This is a genomic window from Streptomyces sp. NBC_01622 (genome assembly GCF_045209635.1).
In the GTDB taxonomy this organism is placed as follows: domain Bacteria; phylum Actinomycetota; class Actinomycetes; order Streptomycetales; family Streptomycetaceae; genus Streptomyces.
Map to the genome: position 1 here is coordinate 9,136,836 of NZ_CP109293.1, position 17,284 is coordinate 9,154,119.

General features: G+C 69.5%; 15 protein-coding genes. 9 read left to right on the plus strand and 6 right to left on the minus strand.

What is annotated here, in order from left to right:
- Positions 1-2 precede the first annotated feature (2 nt).
- The 6 genes from ruvB (at position 3) to OH768_RS42425 (ending at position 8,220) form a co-directional block, all read left to right on the plus strand.
- Positions 3-1,073, plus strand: coding sequence for a Holliday junction branch migration DNA helicase RuvB (ruvB, locus tag OH768_RS42400; RefSeq protein WP_406461814.1), 1,071 nt, complete (start codon positions 3-5; stop codon positions 1,071-1,073).
- Between the two features lie 165 nt (positions 1,074-1,238).
- A complete protein-coding gene (gene yajC / locus OH768_RS42405) occupies positions 1,239-1,745 on the plus strand; it encodes a preprotein translocase subunit YajC (protein WP_406461816.1) in 507 nt (168 codons plus the stop codon).
- Positions 1,746-1,888: 143 nt separating this feature from the next.
- Entirely contained in the window at positions 1,889-3,643 is a 1,755-nt protein-coding gene (secD, locus tag OH768_RS42410) for a protein translocase subunit SecD (protein ID WP_406461818.1), read from the plus strand.
- A 1-nt stretch (position 3,644) separates the two neighbouring features.
- Positions 3,645-4,763 carry a protein translocase subunit SecF gene (gene secF / locus OH768_RS42415; protein WP_406461819.1) on the plus strand — a complete coding sequence of 373 codons (1,119 nt, stop codon included), beginning with the start codon at positions 3,645-3,647 and terminating at the stop codon, positions 4,761-4,763.
- Positions 4,760-5,299 carry an adenine phosphoribosyltransferase gene (locus tag OH768_RS42420; RefSeq protein WP_406461821.1) on the plus strand — a complete coding sequence of 180 codons (540 nt, stop codon included), beginning with the start codon at positions 4,760-4,762 and terminating at the stop codon, positions 5,297-5,299. Before secF ends, OH768_RS42420 begins: the two co-directional genes overlap by 4 nt.
- Positions 5,300-5,679: 380 nt before the next feature.
- A complete protein-coding gene (locus OH768_RS42425; RefSeq protein ID WP_406461823.1) occupies positions 5,680-8,220 on the plus strand; it encodes a RelA/SpoT family protein in 2,541 nt (846 codons plus the stop codon).
- Between the two features lie 92 nt (positions 8,221-8,312).
- On the opposite strand, the gene OH768_RS42430 is transcribed toward OH768_RS42425, so the two are convergent.
- Together OH768_RS42430 and OH768_RS42435 are read right to left on the minus strand one after the other, a co-directional pair.
- Positions 8,313-9,542, minus strand: coding sequence for a DUF349 domain-containing protein (locus OH768_RS42430; protein WP_019066371.1), 1,230 nt, complete (start codon positions 9,540-9,542; stop codon positions 8,313-8,315).
- A gap of 135 nt (positions 9,543-9,677) precedes the next feature.
- Positions 9,678-10,523: a peptidylprolyl isomerase gene (locus tag OH768_RS42435; RefSeq protein WP_406461824.1), complete on the minus strand. Its 846-nt coding sequence runs from the start codon at positions 10,521-10,523 to the stop codon at positions 9,678-9,680.
- Positions 10,524-10,702: 179 nt separating this feature from the next.
- On the opposite strand from OH768_RS42435, the gene OH768_RS42440 reads away from it, so the two are divergent.
- On the plus strand, positions 10,703-11,410 hold the full coding sequence (locus tag OH768_RS42440) for an MBL fold metallo-hydrolase (RefSeq protein WP_406461825.1): 708 nt from the start codon (positions 10,703-10,705) through the stop codon (positions 11,408-11,410).
- 12 nt (positions 11,411-11,422) lie between these two features.
- A complete protein-coding gene (gene hisS / locus OH768_RS42445) occupies positions 11,423-12,685 on the plus strand; it encodes a histidine--tRNA ligase (RefSeq protein WP_406461826.1) in 1,263 nt (420 codons plus the stop codon).
- A 221-nt stretch (positions 12,686-12,906) separates the two neighbouring features.
- Here the strand turns inward: hisS and OH768_RS42450 are convergent, their stop codons facing one another.
- Genes OH768_RS42450 through OH768_RS42465 form a run of 4 tightly spaced genes read right to left on the minus strand, consistent with a single transcriptional unit; the run spans position 12,907 to position 16,440 of the window.
- The gene (locus OH768_RS42450; protein WP_406461828.1) at positions 12,907-13,530 is read right to left on the minus strand and encodes a response regulator; all 624 of its coding nucleotides are present in this window, start codon (positions 13,528-13,530) and stop codon (positions 12,907-12,909) included.
- On the minus strand, positions 13,527-14,735 hold the full coding sequence (locus OH768_RS42455; protein ID WP_406461830.1) for a sensor histidine kinase: 1,209 nt from the start codon (positions 14,733-14,735) through the stop codon (positions 13,527-13,529). The genes OH768_RS42450 and OH768_RS42455 overlap by 4 nt, the downstream gene beginning before the upstream one ends.
- Positions 14,732-15,577, minus strand: a complete 846-nt coding sequence (locus OH768_RS42460; RefSeq protein ID WP_406461832.1) for an ABC transporter permease — start codon at positions 15,575-15,577, stop codon at positions 14,732-14,734. The genes OH768_RS42455 and OH768_RS42460 overlap by 4 nt, the downstream gene beginning before the upstream one ends.
- Positions 15,574-16,440 carry an ABC transporter ATP-binding protein gene (locus tag OH768_RS42465; protein ID WP_406461833.1) on the minus strand — a complete coding sequence of 289 codons (867 nt, stop codon included), beginning with the start codon at positions 16,438-16,440 and terminating at the stop codon, positions 15,574-15,576. Before OH768_RS42465 ends, OH768_RS42460 begins: the two co-directional genes overlap by 4 nt.
- Positions 16,441-16,582: 142 nt before the next feature.
- On the opposite strand from OH768_RS42465, the gene OH768_RS42470 reads away from it, so the two are divergent.
- Entirely contained in the window at positions 16,583-17,239 is a 657-nt protein-coding gene (locus OH768_RS42470) for a vitamin K epoxide reductase family protein (RefSeq protein ID WP_406461834.1), read from the plus strand.
- The last annotated feature ends 45 nt before the right edge of the window (positions 17,240-17,284 follow it).

Sequence of the window (17,284 nt, forward strand, 5' to 3'; positions counted from 1 at the left end):
CAGTGAACTGGGACGACACGACCGACGAGACCGCCGCCGAGCGGCTGGTGGGCTCGGTCGCCGACCGCGAGGACCAGGCCGTCGAGGCCGCCCTGCGCCCCAAGGACCTGGGCGAGTTCATCGGCCAGGAGAAGGTCCGCGAACAGCTCGACCTGGTCCTGCGCGCCGCACGCGCGCGTGGCGCCACCGCCGACCACGTGCTGCTCTCCGGCGCCCCCGGCCTCGGCAAGACCACCCTCTCGATGATCATCGCGGCCGAGATGGACGCCCCCATCCGCATCACCAGCGGCCCCGCCATCCAGCACGCCGGCGACCTCGCCGCGATCCTCTCCTCCCTCCAGGAGGGCGAGGTCCTCTTCCTCGACGAGATCCACCGCATGTCCCGGCCCGCCGAAGAGATGCTCTACATGGCGATGGAGGACTTCCGCGTCGACGTCATCGTCGGCAAGGGCCCCGGCGCCACCGCGATCCCGCTCGAACTCCCGCCGTTCACCCTGGTCGGCGCCACCACGCGCGCGGGACTGCTGCCGCCCCCGCTGCGCGACCGCTTCGGTTTCACCGCGCACATGGAGTTCTACGAGCCCATCGAGCTGGAGCGGGTCATCCACCGCTCGGCCAACCTCCTCGACGTGGAGATCGACCCCGCCGGCGCCGCCGAGATCGCCGGCCGCTCCCGCGGCACCCCCCGTATCGCCAACCGCCTGCTGCGCCGCGTCCGGGACTACGCGCAGGTCAAGGCCGACGGCTTCATCACCCGGGACATCGCCGGGGCGGCCCTCAAGGTGTACGAGGTCGACGGCCGCGGTCTCGACCGGCTCGACCGCGGTGTCCTGGAGGCCCTGCTCAAGCTGTTCGGCGGCGGGCCGGTCGGCCTCTCCACGCTCGCGGTCGCGGTGGGGGAGGAGCGCGAGACCGTGGAAGAGGTCGCCGAGCCCTTCCTCGTACGCGAAGGTCTGCTGGCCCGCACCCCCCGGGGACGCGTCGCCACCCCCGCCGCATGGGCCCATCTCGGCCTCACCCCGCCCCGCTCGTCAACCGGGGGAAACGGACAAGGGGACCTGTTCGGGGCGTGACGGCGGGGACACTGGCCGGGTCAGGAACCCCGGTGCCATGCTGAGCGTTGTTCCATCAGCGTGGACTCGCTTAGACTCCGCCGATGCCGCCTTTGTGGGCGGCGCCGACCACCCCCATCCACCAGGCCGCTCACCGCCGCGGTCGTGCGAAGGAAATTCCGTCCCGTGAATATCGTGACCCTCCTCCCCTTCATCGTGCTCATCGGGGCCATGTTCCTGATGACCCGCTCGGCCAAGCGCAAGCAGCAGGCGGCCGCGTCGATGCGTAGTGACATGCAACCCGGCACCGGCGTCCGCACGATCGGGGGCGTGTACGCGACGGTCAAGGAGGTCAACGAGGAGACGGTTCTCCTCGACGCCGGCCCCGGTGTCGAGCTCCTCTTCGCGAAGAACGCGATCGGCGCCGTCCTCACCGACGACGAGTACAACCGCATCGTCCACGGCATCGAGCACGACCTGAAGGACGACGCCGAAGTCGTCCTGGACGACGCTTCCTCCCTCACCGAGACCGACGAGCCCGCCGCCGACTCTTCCGACGACAAGCCCATCGACCTCGGCAAGAAGGACGCGGCCGACGAGCCCGCCGACGCCACCGAGGAGCCGGCCGAGGCCGCCGAGGCAAAGACGGACGAAGAGCCGAAGAAGACCGACGGCGACTCCGACGCGAAGTAGTTCACGTCCCGGGAGCGCGGCGCGATCCGCTAGCGCCCCGCGCACCCCGGGTACGTGCGTCGCTCGCACGGGATCCCGACACCATGTCATGGCCGCAGGCGCGCTGACCCGGCGCGGAGCGGCCCGAGAGGGAGTACGAGAAGGTGGCAGCACCTAAGAGGGGCCGTAGCGCGAGCGCCCAGAGCAAGCCAGGGCGCTCGCTGGCCCTCATCCTGATCGCCATCGTGGCGCTCACCGGTGGCATGTTCGCATCCGGGCACACCACTCCGCGTCTCGGCATCGACCTGGCCGGCGGTACGAGCATCACTCTCCGGGCCGTTCCGGAGAAGGGCCAGGAATCCGCGATCAACAAGGCCAACATGGACACCGCGGTCGACATCATGAACCGCCGTGTCAATGGTCTTGGTGTCTCGGAGGCCGAGGTCCAGACGCAGGGCACCAGGAACATCATCGTCAACATCCCCAAGGGCACGAACTCGGAGCAGGCACGGCAGCAGGTCGGTACCACGGCCAAGCTGTACTTCCGCCCGGTCCTGACCACGGATCCCTCCACGGGCGCCGCGACGACGAGCCCGTCCCCGAGCGCGTCCGGCAGCCCGTCGAGCTCGGCCAGCCCCAAGACGACGGCCTCCTCGACCAAGACCGGCTCCGCGACACCGTCGGCCTCCGCCACCTCGCAGGGGCGTGCCGCAAGCGACGCGCTGAAGGCCGACTCCACCCCGTCCGCCAGCGCCTCGGCCTCGGCCAGCGCCAGCCCGTCGGCGTCCAGCAGCAGCGCCGCCAGCGAAGCGGCGGCCAAGCTGGAGGCCCAGTACACCGCGCTGGACTGCTCCAAGAAGTCGGTCCAGAACACCGCGGGCAGGGGCGCCAAGGCCACCGACGCGACCGTGGCCTGCGGCAAGGTCTCCGGGATCTGGTACAAGTACCTGCTCGGCCCCGCCGCCGTCGACGGCACGGACGTCAAGAAGGCCTCGGCCGTCTACAACACGACGACCGCCGCCGGCTGGCAGGTCACCATGGACTTCACGGGCAAGGGCGGCGACAAGTTCGCCAAGGTCACCGGTGAGCTGGCGAAGAACACCGCCCCGCAGAACGAGTTCGGCATCGTCCTCGACGGCCAGGTCGTCTCCAGCCCCTCCGTCAGCTCGTCGATCACCGGCGGCAGCGCGGAGATCTCCGGCAGCTTCACCCAGGAGGAGGCCCAGAGCCTCGCCAACATGCTGTCGTACGGCGCCCTGCCGCTGACCTTCAAGACGGACAGCGTCACCACGGTGACCGCGGCGCTCGGCGGTGAGCAGCTGCACGCCGGTCTGATCGCGGGCGCGATCGGCCTCGCGCTGGTCGTCATCTACCTGCTGATCTTCTACCGCGGCCTGTCGGTCATCGCGATCCCCTCGCTGCTGGTCTCCGCGATCCTCACGTACGTGATCATGGCGCTGCTCGGCCCGGGTATCGGCTTCGCGCTGAACCTGCCGGCCGTCTGCGGTGCGATCGTCGCGATCGGTATCACCGCGGACTCGTTCATCGTGTTCTTCGAACGCATCCGGGACGAGATCCGCGAGGGCCGCTCGCTGCGTCCCTCCGTCGAGCGGGCCTGGCCCCGTGCCCGGCGCACCATCCTGGTCTCCGACTTCGTGTCGTTCCTCGCCGCCGCGGTGCTGTTCATCGTCACCGTCGGCAAGGTCCAGGGCTTCGCGTTCACGCTCGGTCTGACCACCGTGCTCGACGTCGTCGTGGTCTTCCTCTTCACCAAGCCGCTGATGACGATCCTCGCCCGCCGGAAGTTCTTCGCGAACGGCCACAAGTACTCCGGCCTCGACCCGAAGGCACTCGGCGCCAAGCCGCCACTGCGCCGCACCCGCCGTCCCTCCGCCCCCGTCGACCCGAAGGAGGCGTGAGATGTCGAAAATCGGCAGCATCGGCGCCCGACTGCACCGTGGCGAGGTCGGGTACGACTTCGTCGGCAATCGCAAGATCTGGTACGGCATCTCGATCCTGATCACCATCACGGCCATCCTCGGTCTGACGGTGCGCGGCCTGAACATGGGCATCGAGTTCCAGGGCGGCGCCGCCTTCACCACGCCGAAGCACATGAGCGCCTCGGTGAGCCAGGCGGAGAAGTACGCGGTGGACGCCTCCGGCCACGACGCGGTCGTCCAGAAGCTCGGTGACGGCAGCCTGCGCATCCAGATCGCCGGTATCGACACCGACAAGTCCGACAGCATCAAGAAGCAGCTGTCGAAGGACCTGAACATCAGCTCCGAGAGCATCGCCGCGGACCTGGTCGGCCCCAGCTGGGGCGACCAGATCGCCAACAAGGCCTGGGAGGGCCTGGCGATCTTCATGGTGCTGGTCGTGATCTATCTGGCGATCGCCTTCGAGTGGCGCATGGCCCTGGCCGCGCTCGTCGCCCTGATCCACGACATCACCATCACCATCGGCATCTACGCCCTCGTCGGCTTCGAGGTCACGCCCGGCACGGTGATCGGTCTGCTGACGATCCTCGGTTACTCGCTCTACGACACGGTCGTCGTCTTCGACAGCCTCAAGGAGCAGACCAAGGACATCACCAAGCAGACCCGCTGGACCTACAGCGACATCGCGAACCGCTCGATCAACGGCACCCTGGTGCGTTCCATCAACACCACGGTCGTCGCGCTGCTGCCGGTCGCGGCCCTGCTGTTCATCGGCGGCGGTTTCCTCGGCGCGGGTGTCCTCAACGACATCTCGCTGTCGCTGTTCGTCGGTCTCGCGGCCGGTGCGTACTCGTCGATCTTCATCGCCACGCCGCTCGTCGCCGACCTCAAGGAGGCCGAGCCGCAGATGAAGGCGCTCAGGAAGCGCGTCCTCGCCAAGCGGGCCCAGGCCGCCGCGCAGGGCGAGCCGGTCGAGCCCGAGGTCACCGACCAGGCGGACGACGACTACGAGGACGAGGACGCCGCAGCGGTCGTAGGACCGCGCACGCAGCCGGCGTCCCGCAACCGCGGCCGTGGCCGCCCCTCGGGGAAGCGCCGATGACCGACGTCCAGGAGCTGCTGCTCAGCCGTATCCGCGATGTGGCCGACTACCCGGAGCCGGGCGTGATGTTCAAGGACATCACCCCGCTCCTGGCGGACCCGGCCGCGTTCACGGCCCTCACGGACGCGCTCGCCGAGATCGTCGTGACCACCGGCGCCACCAAGGTCGTCGGACTGGAGGCACGTGGCTTCATCCTCGGCGCCCCGGTGGCCGTCCGCGCGGGCGTCGGCTTCATCCCCGTGCGCAAGGCGGGCAAGCTCCCCGGAGCCACCCTCAGCCAGGCGTACGACCTGGAGTACGGCTCCGCCGAGATCGAGGTGCACGCCGAGGACCTGAACGCGGGAGACCGCGTCCTGGTCGTCGACGACGTCCTGGCCACCGGCGGTACCGCCGAGGCCTCCCTGCAGCTGATCCGCAGGGCGGGCGCGCAGGTCGCCGGCCTCGCGGTCCTGATGGAGCTGGGTTTCCTCGGGGGCCGCGCCCGCCTGGAACCGGCACTGGGCGGGGCGCCGCTGCAGGCACTGCTCGTAGTCTGACGTGAACGCGTGACGCAACGGCCGTCCCTCTGCCACGGGGACGGCCGTTGCGCATGTCACGGGCCTTGGTGCCGCGTCCCAAGGGGCGCGGGGCCGTATCGATGTGCGGCTACCACCGCGTGGGCGCGATCAGTCACGGCGAGGCCGCACTCGCCGACGGACCTCAGACCTCACGGCCCCATCCGCGCAACCTCGTGCAAGCCCACAGAACAACCCTGGGACACCGTAGAGCTGCCTCCCGGAATGCCGGCGGCAGTCCCTCGTGTTTCACCGGTAGACGGCCCTCACATCGGCCTGAAGGCGATCCCCGAGCCCGGGATCGCTACCATGGGCACTCCGGAGCCTGACCGGGGGACCCGGATCGCGCACGAGGAGTCCTCTTGGCAGACGAGGCCCAGCCCCTGACCGCCGCCAAGCCCGAGCCCACCCCGGGCCCCGCGGCACAGCCCGCGCCCGGCGCGACGACCGCGCCCAGCGAGCCGCGCGGGACGGCGGAGCACGCCCAGACGGCGCCCGCCGACAAGGCGGCCGAGCCTCCGCGCCCCAAGCCCGACCAGCCCGAGCGCCCGGCGCCGGCCCCCGCGCCCCGGCCCACGGCCGGTCAGCCCGCCCGCACCGGCGGCGGCTCCTCCAACCGCGTCCGCGCCCGCCTGGCCCGCCTCGGTGTGCAGCGCTCGAACCCGTACAACCCGGTCCTGGAGCCCCTGCTGCGGATAGTGCGCAGCAACGACCCGAAGATCGAGACGGCCACCCTCCGCCAGGTCGAGAGCGCCTACCAGGTCGCCGAGCGCTGGCACCGCGGCCAGAAGCGCAAGAGCGGCGACCCGTACATCACGCACCCGCTCGCCGTCACCACGATCCTCGCCGAACTGGGCATGGACCCGGCGACGTTGATGGCCGGCCTGCTGCACGACACCGTCGAGGACACCGAGTACGGCCTCGACCAGCTCCGCCGCGACTTCGGCGACTCCGTCGCCCTCCTCGTCGACGGCGTCACCAAGCTCGACAAGGTCAAGTTCGGCGAGGCCGCGCAGGCCGAGACCGTGCGCAAGATGGTCGTCGCCATGGCCAAGGACCCGCGCGTCCTGGTCATCAAGCTCGCCGACCGCCTGCACAACATGCGCACCATGCGCTACCTCAAGCGCGAGAAGCAGGAGAAGAAGGCACGCGAGACCCTGGAGATCTACGCGCCGCTCGCCCACCGGCTGGGCATGAACACCATCAAGTGGGAACTGGAGGACCTCGCCTTCGCGATCCTCTACCCCAAGATGTACGACGAGATCGTCCGTTTGGTGGCCGAGCGGGCACCGAAGCGTGACGAGTACCTGGCCATAGTGACCGACGAGGTCCAGACCGACCTGCGCGCCGCCCGCATCAAGGCCACCGTCACCGGCCGCCCGAAGCACTACTACAGCGTCTACCAGAAGATGATCGTCCGCGGTCGCGACTTCGCGGAGATCTACGACCTGGTGGGCATCCGCGTCCTCGTGGACACCGTCCGCGACTGCTACGCGGCCCTCGGCACCGTGCACGCGCGATGGAACCCGGTCCCCGGCCGGTTCAAGGACTACATCGCGATGCCCAAGTTCAACATGTACCAGTCGCTGCACACGACCGTGATCGGCCCCAACGGCAAGCCCGTTGAGCTCCAGATCCGCACCTTCGACATGCACCGCCGCGCCGAGTACGGCATCGCCGCGCACTGGAAGTACAAGCAGGAGGCCGTCGCCGGCGCCTCCAAGGTGCGCTCGGACCAGCCGCGGACCACCGGCAAGGACGACCACCTCAACGACATGGCGTGGCTGCGCCAGTTGCTCGACTGGCAGAAGGAGACCGAGGACCCCGGGGAGTTCCTGGAGTCCCTGCGCTTCGACCTGTCCCGCAACGAGGTCTTCGTCTTCACGCCGAAGGGCGACGTGATAGCGCTGCCGGCGGGCTCCACCCCGGTGGACTTCTCCTACGCGGTGCACACCGAGGTCGGCCACCGGACCATAGGAGCACGGGTCAACGGCCGCCTCGTACCGCTCGAATCCACCCTGGACAACGGCGACTTGGTGGAGGTCTTCACCTCCAAGGCACCCGGCGCGGGCCCCTCCCGCGACTGGCTCGGCTTCGTCAAATCGCCGCGTGCCCGCAACAAGATCAGAGCGTGGTTCTCCAAGGAGCGCCGCGACGAGGCGATCGAGCAGGGCAAGGACGCCATCGCCCGCGCGATGCGCAAACAGAACCTGCCGATCCAGCGCATCCTGACCGGCGACTCCCTGGTCACGCTCGCGCACGAGATGCGCTACCCGGACATCTCCTCGCTGTACGCGGCGATCGGCGAGGGCCATGTCGCCGCGCAGAACGTCGTACAGAAGCTGGTGCAGGCGCTCGGCGGCGAGGAGGCGGCCACCGAGGAGATCGACGAGAGCGTGCCGCCGACGACCGGCCGGGGCCGCAAGCGCCGGTCGAACGCCGACCCGGGTGTCGTCGTCAAGGGCGTCGACGACGTGTGGGTCAAACTGGCCCGCTGCTGTACGCCCGTCCCCGGCGACCCCATCATCGGTTTCGTCACACGGGGTAGCGGCGTATCGGTTCACCGCAGCGACTGCGTCAACGTGGAGTCACTGTCCCGCGAACCCGAGCGCATCCTCGAGGTCGAGTGGGCGCCCACGCAGTCCTCGGTCTTCCTGGTCGCCATCCAGGTGGAGGCCCTGGACCGCTCCCGGCTCCTCTCGGACGTCACCCGCGTCCTGTCCGACCAGCACGTCAACATCCTCTCCGCGGCCGTCCAGACCTCCCGCGACCGCGTCGCCACCTCCCGCTTCACCTTCGAGATGGGCGACCCCAAGCACCTGGGCCACGTCCTGAAGGCGGTCAGGGGAGTGGAGGGCGTCTACGACGTCTACCGCGTGACGTCGGCGCGCAACAAGTCGTAAGGCACAATCGGCGCGCAACAAGTCGTAAGGCACAAAAGGAAGGGGCTCCCGTACGCGATGTACGGGAGCCCCTTCCTCATGCCTGCGACGTGTCAGCCGCCGAACTCCTGGAGGCCCTTCAGCGCCTGGTCCAGCAGGGCCTGGCGGCCTTCCAGCTCGCGCTCCAGCTTGTCGGCACGGGAGTTGTTGCCCTGGGCGCGCGCCTGCTCGATCTGGCCCCTGAGCTTGTCCACCGCGGCCTGGAGCTGGCCGGTCAGACCCTCGGCACGCGCGCGTGCCTCCGGGTTCGTCCGGCGCCACTCGGTCTCCTCGGACTCCTGAAGGGCCCGCTCGACCGCGTGCATCCGGCCCTCGACCTTGGGGCGGGAGTCACGCGGCACATGGCCGATGGCCTCCCAGCGCTCGTTGATCGAGCGGAAGGCCGCGCGGGCCGCCTTGAGGTCGCCGATCGGCAGCAGCTTCTCGGCCTCCTCGGCGAGCTCCTCCTTGAGCTTCAGGTTCTCCGTCTGCTCCGCGTCCCGCTCGGCGAAGACCGAGCTGCGGGCGGCGAAGAAGACGTCCTGGGCGCCGCGGAAGCGGTTCCACAGATCGTCCTCGTGCTCGCGCTGGGCGCGGCCCGCCGCCTTCCAGTCGGACATCAGCTCGCGGTACCGCGCGGCCGTGGGACCCCAGTCCGTCGAGGCCGACAGACCCTCGGCCTCGGCGACCAGCTTCTCCTTGGTCTTGCGGGCCTCCTCGCGCTGCGCGTCCAGCGACGCGAAGTGCGCCTTGCGGCGCTTGGAGAAGGCCGACCGGGCGTGCGAGAAGCGGTGCCACAGCTCGTCGTCCGACTTGCGGTCCAGACGCGGCAGACCCTTCCAGGTGTCCACCAGGGCGCGCAACCGCTCGCCGGCGGCCCGCCACTGGTCGGACTGCGCCAGCTCCTCCGCCTCGACGACCAGCGCCTCCTTGGCGTGCCGGGCCTCGTCGGACTGCTTGGCGCGCTGCTGCTTGCGCTCCTCGCGGCGCGCCTCGACGGTCTCCACGAGCTTGTCGAGCCGGACCCGCAGCGCGGCGAGGTCGCCGACCGCGTGGTGGGCGTCGACCTGCTCGCGCAGATGGTCGACGGCGGCCTGCGCGTCCTTCGCCGACAGGTCGGTCGTCTTCACGCGCTTTTCGAGGAGGCCGATCTCGACAACCAGGCCCTCATACTTGCGTTCGAAGTAGGCCAGCGCCTCGTCAGGGGAGCCGGCCTGCCAGGAACCGACGACCTGCTCGCCGTCGGCCGTACGCACGTACACGGTCCCCGTCTCGTCGACGCGTCCCCACGGGTCGCTGCTCACAGCGCCTCCTCCACATGATGCCTGCACAGGGCCTCTGTGCCCCCGGGCATCGTCCACAGTTTCGTCACGGCCAACATAGGCGACCGGCGGGTTGCCTGTCCGCATCCCGCGCGACCGAAAATTCGCTGCTGACGGTCAGGATTTTGTCACGGTCGCCTTGTTGATCACGACGGTCGCGTTCGGAGCGGTGTTCCCCGTCGTGGGGTCGGCGGCCTGCGCCCCAGCTGCGGCGATCTTCTTCAGGACCGTCATCCCGGAGGCCGAGATGGTACCGAACGGGGTGTAGTTGGCCGGGAGCTGGCTGTCCTGGTAGACGAGGAAGAACTGGCTGCCGCCGGTGTTGCGACCCTTGCCCGTGGAGGCGTCGTAGGTGTTCGCCATCGCCACCGTGCCCGCCGGGTAGGTCCCGCCCTTGAGGCTCGTGTCCTTCAGGTTCTCGTCCGGGATCGTGTAGCCGGGGCCGCCGCTGCCCGTGCCCGTCGGGTCGCCGCACTGCAGCACGTAGATGCCGCTGGTGACGAGCCGGTGGCACTTCGTGTGGTCGAAGAAGCCCTTGCCCGCAAGGTAGTTGAACGAGTTCACGGTGTGCGGCGCGGCCGACGTCTTCAGCGCGACGTCGATGTCACCGCAGGTCGTCGCCAGCTTCATCGTGTACTTCGCCGACTTGTCGATCGTGACCGCCGGCTCCTTCTTCCAGGTCGCCGTCTTGATCTTGCCGGCCGCCGGCTTCGCGCACGGGTCCGGCGCCTTGCTCGTCGCCGAGGCGCTTGGCGTCACGTCCGCGCTCGCGTTGGACTTGTCGTCGTCCTTCATGACCCCGGTCGTGTACAGCGCCACACTGCCGATCACGATCACGCCGAGCACCGACGCGATCACCGAGTTGCGCGCACGCGCCTTGCGCCGAGCGGCCGTGCGCCGCTGCTGCTGCCGCAAGAACTTCTCCCGCGCGAGCTGCCGCTTCCGCTGTTCCTGGGTGACCACCGGATTCTCTCCTCATGCGTCTCGTACGTCGACTGGGACGCGTGCGTCTTGTGAGCCGACCGCCTGCGTGTGCCCCGTACCGTATATGGGTTCGCTGAGGATTCGGCAGCGCCGGTAGGCTCTGACCACTGAGGCAGGGATCCTTATCCCCTCCCGTATCGACACAACGAAGGACGATCGTGCTCATTGCCGGGTTCCCCGCCGGGGCCTGGGGGACGAACTGTTATCTCGTCGCCCCCGCCGCCGGTGAGGAGTGCGTGATCATCGACCCGGGCCATCAGGCCGCCCAGGGAGTCGAGGAAGCGCTCAGGAAGCATCGGCTCAAGCCCGTCGCGGTCGTCCTCACCCATGGCCACATCGACCATGTGGCCTCGGTCGTCCCGGTGTGCGGCGCGCACGACGTGCCGGCCTGGATCCACCCCGAGGACCGCTTCATGATGAGCGACCCCGAGAAGGCGCTCGGCCGCTCGATCGGGATGCCGCTGATGGGCGAGCTGACCGTGGGGGAGCCCGACGAGGTCAAGGAACTGACCGACGGCGCACGGCTGGAGCTGGCGGGACTGGAGTTCTCGGTCGCGCACGCGCCGGGCCATACGAAGGGGTCGGTGACCTTCCGGATGCCCGAGAACCCGGAGATCCCCTCCGTGCTCTTCTCCGGGGATCTGCTCTTCGCCGGCTCCATCGGACGCACCGACCTGCCCGGCGGCTCCCACGCCGAGATCCTCGACTCGCTGGCCCGCGTGTGCCTGCCGCTCGACGACTCGACCGTGGTGCTGTCCGGCCACGGCCCCCAGACGACCATCGGCCAGGAGCGCGCCACCAACCCGTATCTGCGGGAAGTGGCCGCCGGCCTCGGGAGCTCGGACGCTCCCCGACGAGGAATGTGACGAGAGACTTTCGTGAGCACCTTTCAGGCCCCCAAAGGCACGTACGACCTGATCCCGCCGGAGTCGGCCAAGTACCTCGCCGTGCGCGAGGCGATCGCCGCCCCGCTGCGCAACTCCGGCTACGGCTACATCGAGACGCCCGGCTTCGAGAACGTCGAGCTCTTCGCGCGCGGTGTCGGTGAGTCGACCGACATCGTGACCAAGGAGATGTACGCCTTCGAGACCAAGGGCGGCGACCAGCTCGCCCTGCGTCCCGAGGGCACGGCCTCCGTGCTGCGCGCGGCACTTGAGGCCAACCTGCACAAGCTGGGCAACCTCCCGGTCAAGCTCTGGTACTCGGGCTCCTACTACCGCTACGAGCGCCCCCAGAAGGGCCGTTACCGCCACTTCTCCCAGGTCGGCGCCGAGGCGATCGGTGCCGAGGACCCGGCGCTGGACGCCGAGTTGATCATCCTGGCGGACCAGTCGTACCGCTCCCTGGGCCTCAGGAACTTCCGCATCCTCCTCAACAGCCTGGGCGACAAGGAGTGCCGTCCGGTCTACCGGGCCGCGCTCCAGGACTTCCTGCGCGGCCTGGATCTCGACGAGGAGACGCTCCGCCGCGCGGACATCAACCCGCTCCGGGTCCTCGACGACAAACGCCCGGACGTCCAGAAGCAGTTGACGGACGCCCCGCTGCTGCGCGACTACCTGTGCGACGCGTGCAAGGCGTACCACGAGGAGGTCCGCGAACTGATCACGGCCGCGGGCGTCGCCTTCGAGGACGACCCGAAGCTGGTCCGGGGCCTGGACTACTACACCCGCACCACCTTCGAGTTCGTCCACGACGGTCTGGGCTCCCAGTCCGCGGTGGGCGGCGGCGGTCGCTACGACGGTCTCTCCGAGATGATCGGCGGCCCCGCACTGCCCTCCGTGGGCTGGGCGTTGGGCGTCGACCGCACGGTCCTGGCCCTGGAGGCGGAGGGCGTCGAACTCGAACTCCCCGCGTCCACCAGCGTGTTCGCGGTCCCGCTGGGCGAGGAGGCCCGCCGCGTCCTCTTCGCCAAGGTCACCGAACTCCGCAAGCTGGGCATCGCGGCCGACTTCTCCTACGGCTCCAAGGGCCTCAAGGGCGCCATGAAGAACGCCAACCGCAGCGGCGCCCGCTACGCGATCGTCGCCGGCGAACGCGACCTCGCCGAGGGCGTCGTACAGCTCAAGGACATGGAGTCCGGCGAACAGTCGGCGGTCGCGGTGAACGAGATCGTGGCGGAGCTGGAGTCGAAGCTCGGCTGAGGACCGGGTTCTTCGCCCCCGCCGCCCCTACCCGTCCCGTGCCTGGGGGCTGTGCCCCCAGACCCCCGCTTCGGCCTGAACGGCCTCGTCCTCAAACGCCGGACGGGCTGAAAGATCAAGCCTGGGCCAGCATCAACTCAGCCCCTCCGGCGTTTGAGGAGCGGGGTCTGGGGCGGAGCCCCAGGCACGGGACGGGTAGGGGCGGCGGGGGCGAAGAACCGCTAGTCCAGCAACCCGTACCGCATCGCACTCGTCACCGCCGCCGTCCGGTCGTCGACCCCCAACTTGCCGAACACGCGCAGGAGATGGGTCTTCACCGTCGACTCCCCGATGTACAACCGCCGCCCGATCTCCGCGTTCGTGCACCCCTCCGCCACCAACCGCAACACCGCCGTCTCCCGCTCCGACAACCGCGGCCGCTCCGGCTTCGTCCGCAACTGGTCCACCAACCGCGCGGCCACCGAAGGCGCCAACACGGTCTCGCCCCGCGCAGCGGCCCGTACCGCGTCGGCAAGCTCACCCCGAGGCAGGTCCTTCAGCAGATAGCCCGCCGCCCCCGCCTCCACCGCGCGCAGGATGTCCCGGTCCGTCTCGTACGTAGTGAGGACGATCACCCGGCACGGCAGCCCGGCCTCGCTCATCCGCACGATGGAGTCGACACCTCCGCCGCCCGGCATCCGCAGGTCCATCAGCACGATGTCGGGCCGGAGTTCGGCCGCCAGCGCCTCGGCCTGCGGCCCGCTGGAGGCGTCGGCGATCACGTCGAGATCCGGTTCGGCACTGAGCATCGCCCGCAGCCCCTCCCGTACGACGGGATGGTCGTCGGCCAGCACGATCCGGATCATCGGGGACTCCTCAAGGGTGATGCGGGGGATACCGGCAGCCGGACGGTCACCGTCGTGCCGCCGCCCCGCGCGCTGCGCACCAGCGCCGTGCCGCCCACCTCCGCGGCCCGGGTGCGAAGCCCCGCCAAGCCGTAGCCGCCGGACACCGCGGCCGGATCGAAGCCGCACCCGTCGTCCCGCACCGACACGGTGAGTTGATCGTCGGTGTACGCCAGTGTGAGGCTCACCGTCGCCGAACTCCCCGCGTGCTTGCGGGCGTTGGCAAGGGCCTCCTGGCAGGAACGCAGCGCGACCACCTCGGGTCCTGCGGGCAGGGTGCGCACGGAGCCGGTCACCTCCAGGACCGCGTCATGGCGCGCGGCGAGCCGGCGCAGGGCGTCCGGCAGTGAGGCGTCGGCGAGGTCGGCCGGGGTGCCGCCGGCGACCAGGGCGCGGGCCTCGGCGAGGTTCTGCCGGGCGGTCTCGTCCATCAGCGCGAGGTGGCGGCGGGCTTGGGGGAGGTCCTCGTCCAGCTCGGCCTCCACCGCCTGGACCAGCATCAGCAGGCTGGTAAAGCCCTGGGCGAGGGTGTCGTGGATCTCGCGGGCCATGCGCTCGCGTTCGGCCAGCGCGCCGTGCGCCGACGACAGCCGGGAGACCTCGTGACGGCTCGCGTCCAGCTCGGCGATCAACTCGGCGCGCTCCTGGCTCTGTTCGATGACCTGGATGATCCAGGTGCCCAGGGCCATCGAGAAGACCAGGGTGACCACGGCGAACACCGAGTTGAAGAACACGTCGTGGGCGCCGGGCCACCACAGCAGCGCCCAGCCGATCACCGGCGCGATGTTGATCACGGTCACCGCGATCAGCGCCCAGCGCAGCCGCAGCATCATGAAGCAGGGCGGGACGAGGGCGAAGGCCATCAGCCGGGTCTCGCCGACCAGCACCGCCGACGGCAGGAACAGTGCCATCTGCGCCGCGAGGTAGGAGACGGCCCGCCGCTCGTCGGGCGGATCGCCCCGCAGGACAGGGCGCCCGAACCAGACGTACAGCGGAACCAGCGGGGCGAGCAGCCCGGCCGCCACCGCGCGCACCGGCCACCCCGGCTTGTCCGTGCCGAGCACGAACACCAGGGTGGCCAGCCAGATCAGGGCGAAGTACGTGTCCCAGATCCGGAACGACCGGTCCCAGGTGTACGAGCCCTTCGCCGGGGCGGGAACGGTCATCCGTCGCGCCGGTTCTTCCACCGGAAGGTCAGCAGGCACAGCAGCAATCCTCCGACGCACCATGCCCCGAGCACCAGCGCGATCTTCCCGAACTCCCAGCTCCCGGCCTGCTCCAGCACCTGCGCCGACGAGGGCAGGAACACCCCGCGCAGCCCCTGGCACATCCACTTCAGCGGGAACAGGGCACCGATGTTGAGCATCCAGTCCGGGATGGTGTCGATCGAGATGTACACCCCGGAGATGAACTGCAGGACCAGGAAGGGCAGTACGACCACGGAGGTCGCGCTCTTGCCGGACTTGGGCACCGAGCTGACCGCTATGCCGAGCAGCGCGCACGCCGTCAGACCGAGCACGAAGATCCACCCGAAGTCCAGCCACTTGGTGGCGGACGAGGGCAGGTCCACGCCGTAGAAACTGGTCCCGACAACCAGCAGGATCGCCGTCTCCAGCAGGCCCGTGACCAGAACCAGCCAGATCTTGCCGAGGAAGTACGCGGCCGGCGGCATCGGGGTTCCGCGCAGCCTGCGCAGCACCTTCTCGTCGCGTTCGATCGCGATCGAGATGCCGAGGGACTGGAAACTCGTCGACATGATGCCGGCGGCCATCATGGCCGGGACATAGAGCTGGGAGGCGGTGACGCCCGCGCCCCGGACGTCGTCCTTGAAGATCGACGCGAAGAGGAAGAGGAAGACGACCGGGAAGGCGAAGGTGAAGACGACCTGGTCGCGCTGGCGGAAGAACTGTTTGAGTTCCAGCGCCCCGCGCCGCAGCCCGAGCCCCCAGGCGCCGGGCAGCCGTTCCTCGGCGGTCCGGGGCCGGGCCCGCACAGCTGTCGTGGTCATCGCACGTCCTCCTGTCCGGTCAGGCGGAGGTAGACGTCCTCCAGGGTGGGGCGGGTCACCAGCAGGCCGGGGATCTCGCCGTCGAACCGGTGCATGAGCTCGGCTACTGCCTTGGTGGGAGTGTCGGTGTGCTCCGCGCGCGGGGTGCCGTCGGGCTCGGTCCACTCGACGGTGGCTCCAGTGCCGTGGCGCTCGCGCAGGGCGGCCGGTTCGCCCTCGGCGACCACACGGCCCTTGGCGACGATGGCGAGGCGGTCGGCGAGGTTCTCCGCCTCCTCTAGGTAGTGGGTGGTGAGGAGGATGGTGGTGCCCTCGCCGGCGAGCTTGCGGATCAGGTCCCAGAACTGGCGCCGGGCCGCCGGGTCGAAACCGGTTGTCGGCTCGTCCAGGAGCAGGAGTTCCGGATCGCCGATCACTCCGAGGGCCACGTCCAGCCGCCGGCGCTGTCCGCCCGACAGCGCCTTGATGCGGCTGTCCACCTTGGCCTCCAGGCCCACCAGGCCGATGACCTCCTCGGGGTCGCGCGGACGCGGGTAGTAGCGGGCGAAGTGCCGTACGGTCTCGCCGACCGTCAACTCCGCGGGTGCCGATTCGTCCTGCCAGACGATGCCGACCCGCGAACGCCACGCGCGTGTGCCCGTCGCCGGGTCCGACCCGAGTACCAGGACCTCGCCCGCGTCCCGGCCCCGGTTGCCCTGGAGGATCTCCACCGTGGTGCTCTTGCCCGCGCCATTGGGCCCGAGCAGGCCGAACACCTCTCCCGTGCGGATCTCCAGGTCGATTCCGTCCACGGCGGCCACGTCCCCGTACTGCTTGCGCAGCCCCCGCACATCCACTGCGAGTTCGTTCGCCTGTGTTGTCATGCCATGAGCATCGTCCGGAATCGAGCGCTCAGGGACGACCGTACGTACTTCCTTATGTCCACCGAACGGTGGACAGGCCGGTGCGTGCGGCACAATGGCCCTGCCCGAAGATGGTCCAACTCTCAAGTGACGGATCGGCGTGATGAGCAAGACGACAGTGAAGGACGTCTCCACCGACTCCGAGCCGGAGCACACGGCAGAGGAGCCGCGCACGGTCGGCAGCAGCCGGGCCTTCGCCGTGCTGCTGGTGATCACCGGTGCGGCCGGTCTGCTCGCCGCGTGGGTCATCACGATCGACAAGTTCAAGATCCTCGAGGGCAAGCTCGCGGGCAAGACGTTCACCCCGAGCTGCAGCATCAACCCGATCGTGTCCTGTGGCAGCGTCATGGAGAGCAAGCAGGCCGCGGCCTTCGGCTTCCCGAACCCGATGCTCGGGCTGGTCGCCTACGGCATCGTCATCTGCGTCGGCATCAGCCTGCTGACCCGGGTGAAGTTCCCGCGCTGGTACTGGCTGACCTTCAACTTCGGCACGCTCTTCGGAGTGGGCTTCTGCACCTGGCTCCAGTTCCAGTCGCTGTACCGGATCAACGCGCTGTGCCTGTGGTGCTCGCTGGCCTGGGTCGCCACGATCACCATGTTCTGGTACGTCACGTCGTTCAACATGCGCAACGACTTCCTGAATGTCCCGCGCCCGGTGAAGAACTTCCTGGGCGAGTTCACCTGGGTCCTCCCGGTCACCCACGTCGGCATCATCGCCATGCTGATCCTGACCCGCTGGGGCACCCAGCTCTGGGCGTAATCCCGCCCCGACTGGATTGTCAGTGCGGTGACATAGGGTTTTGGA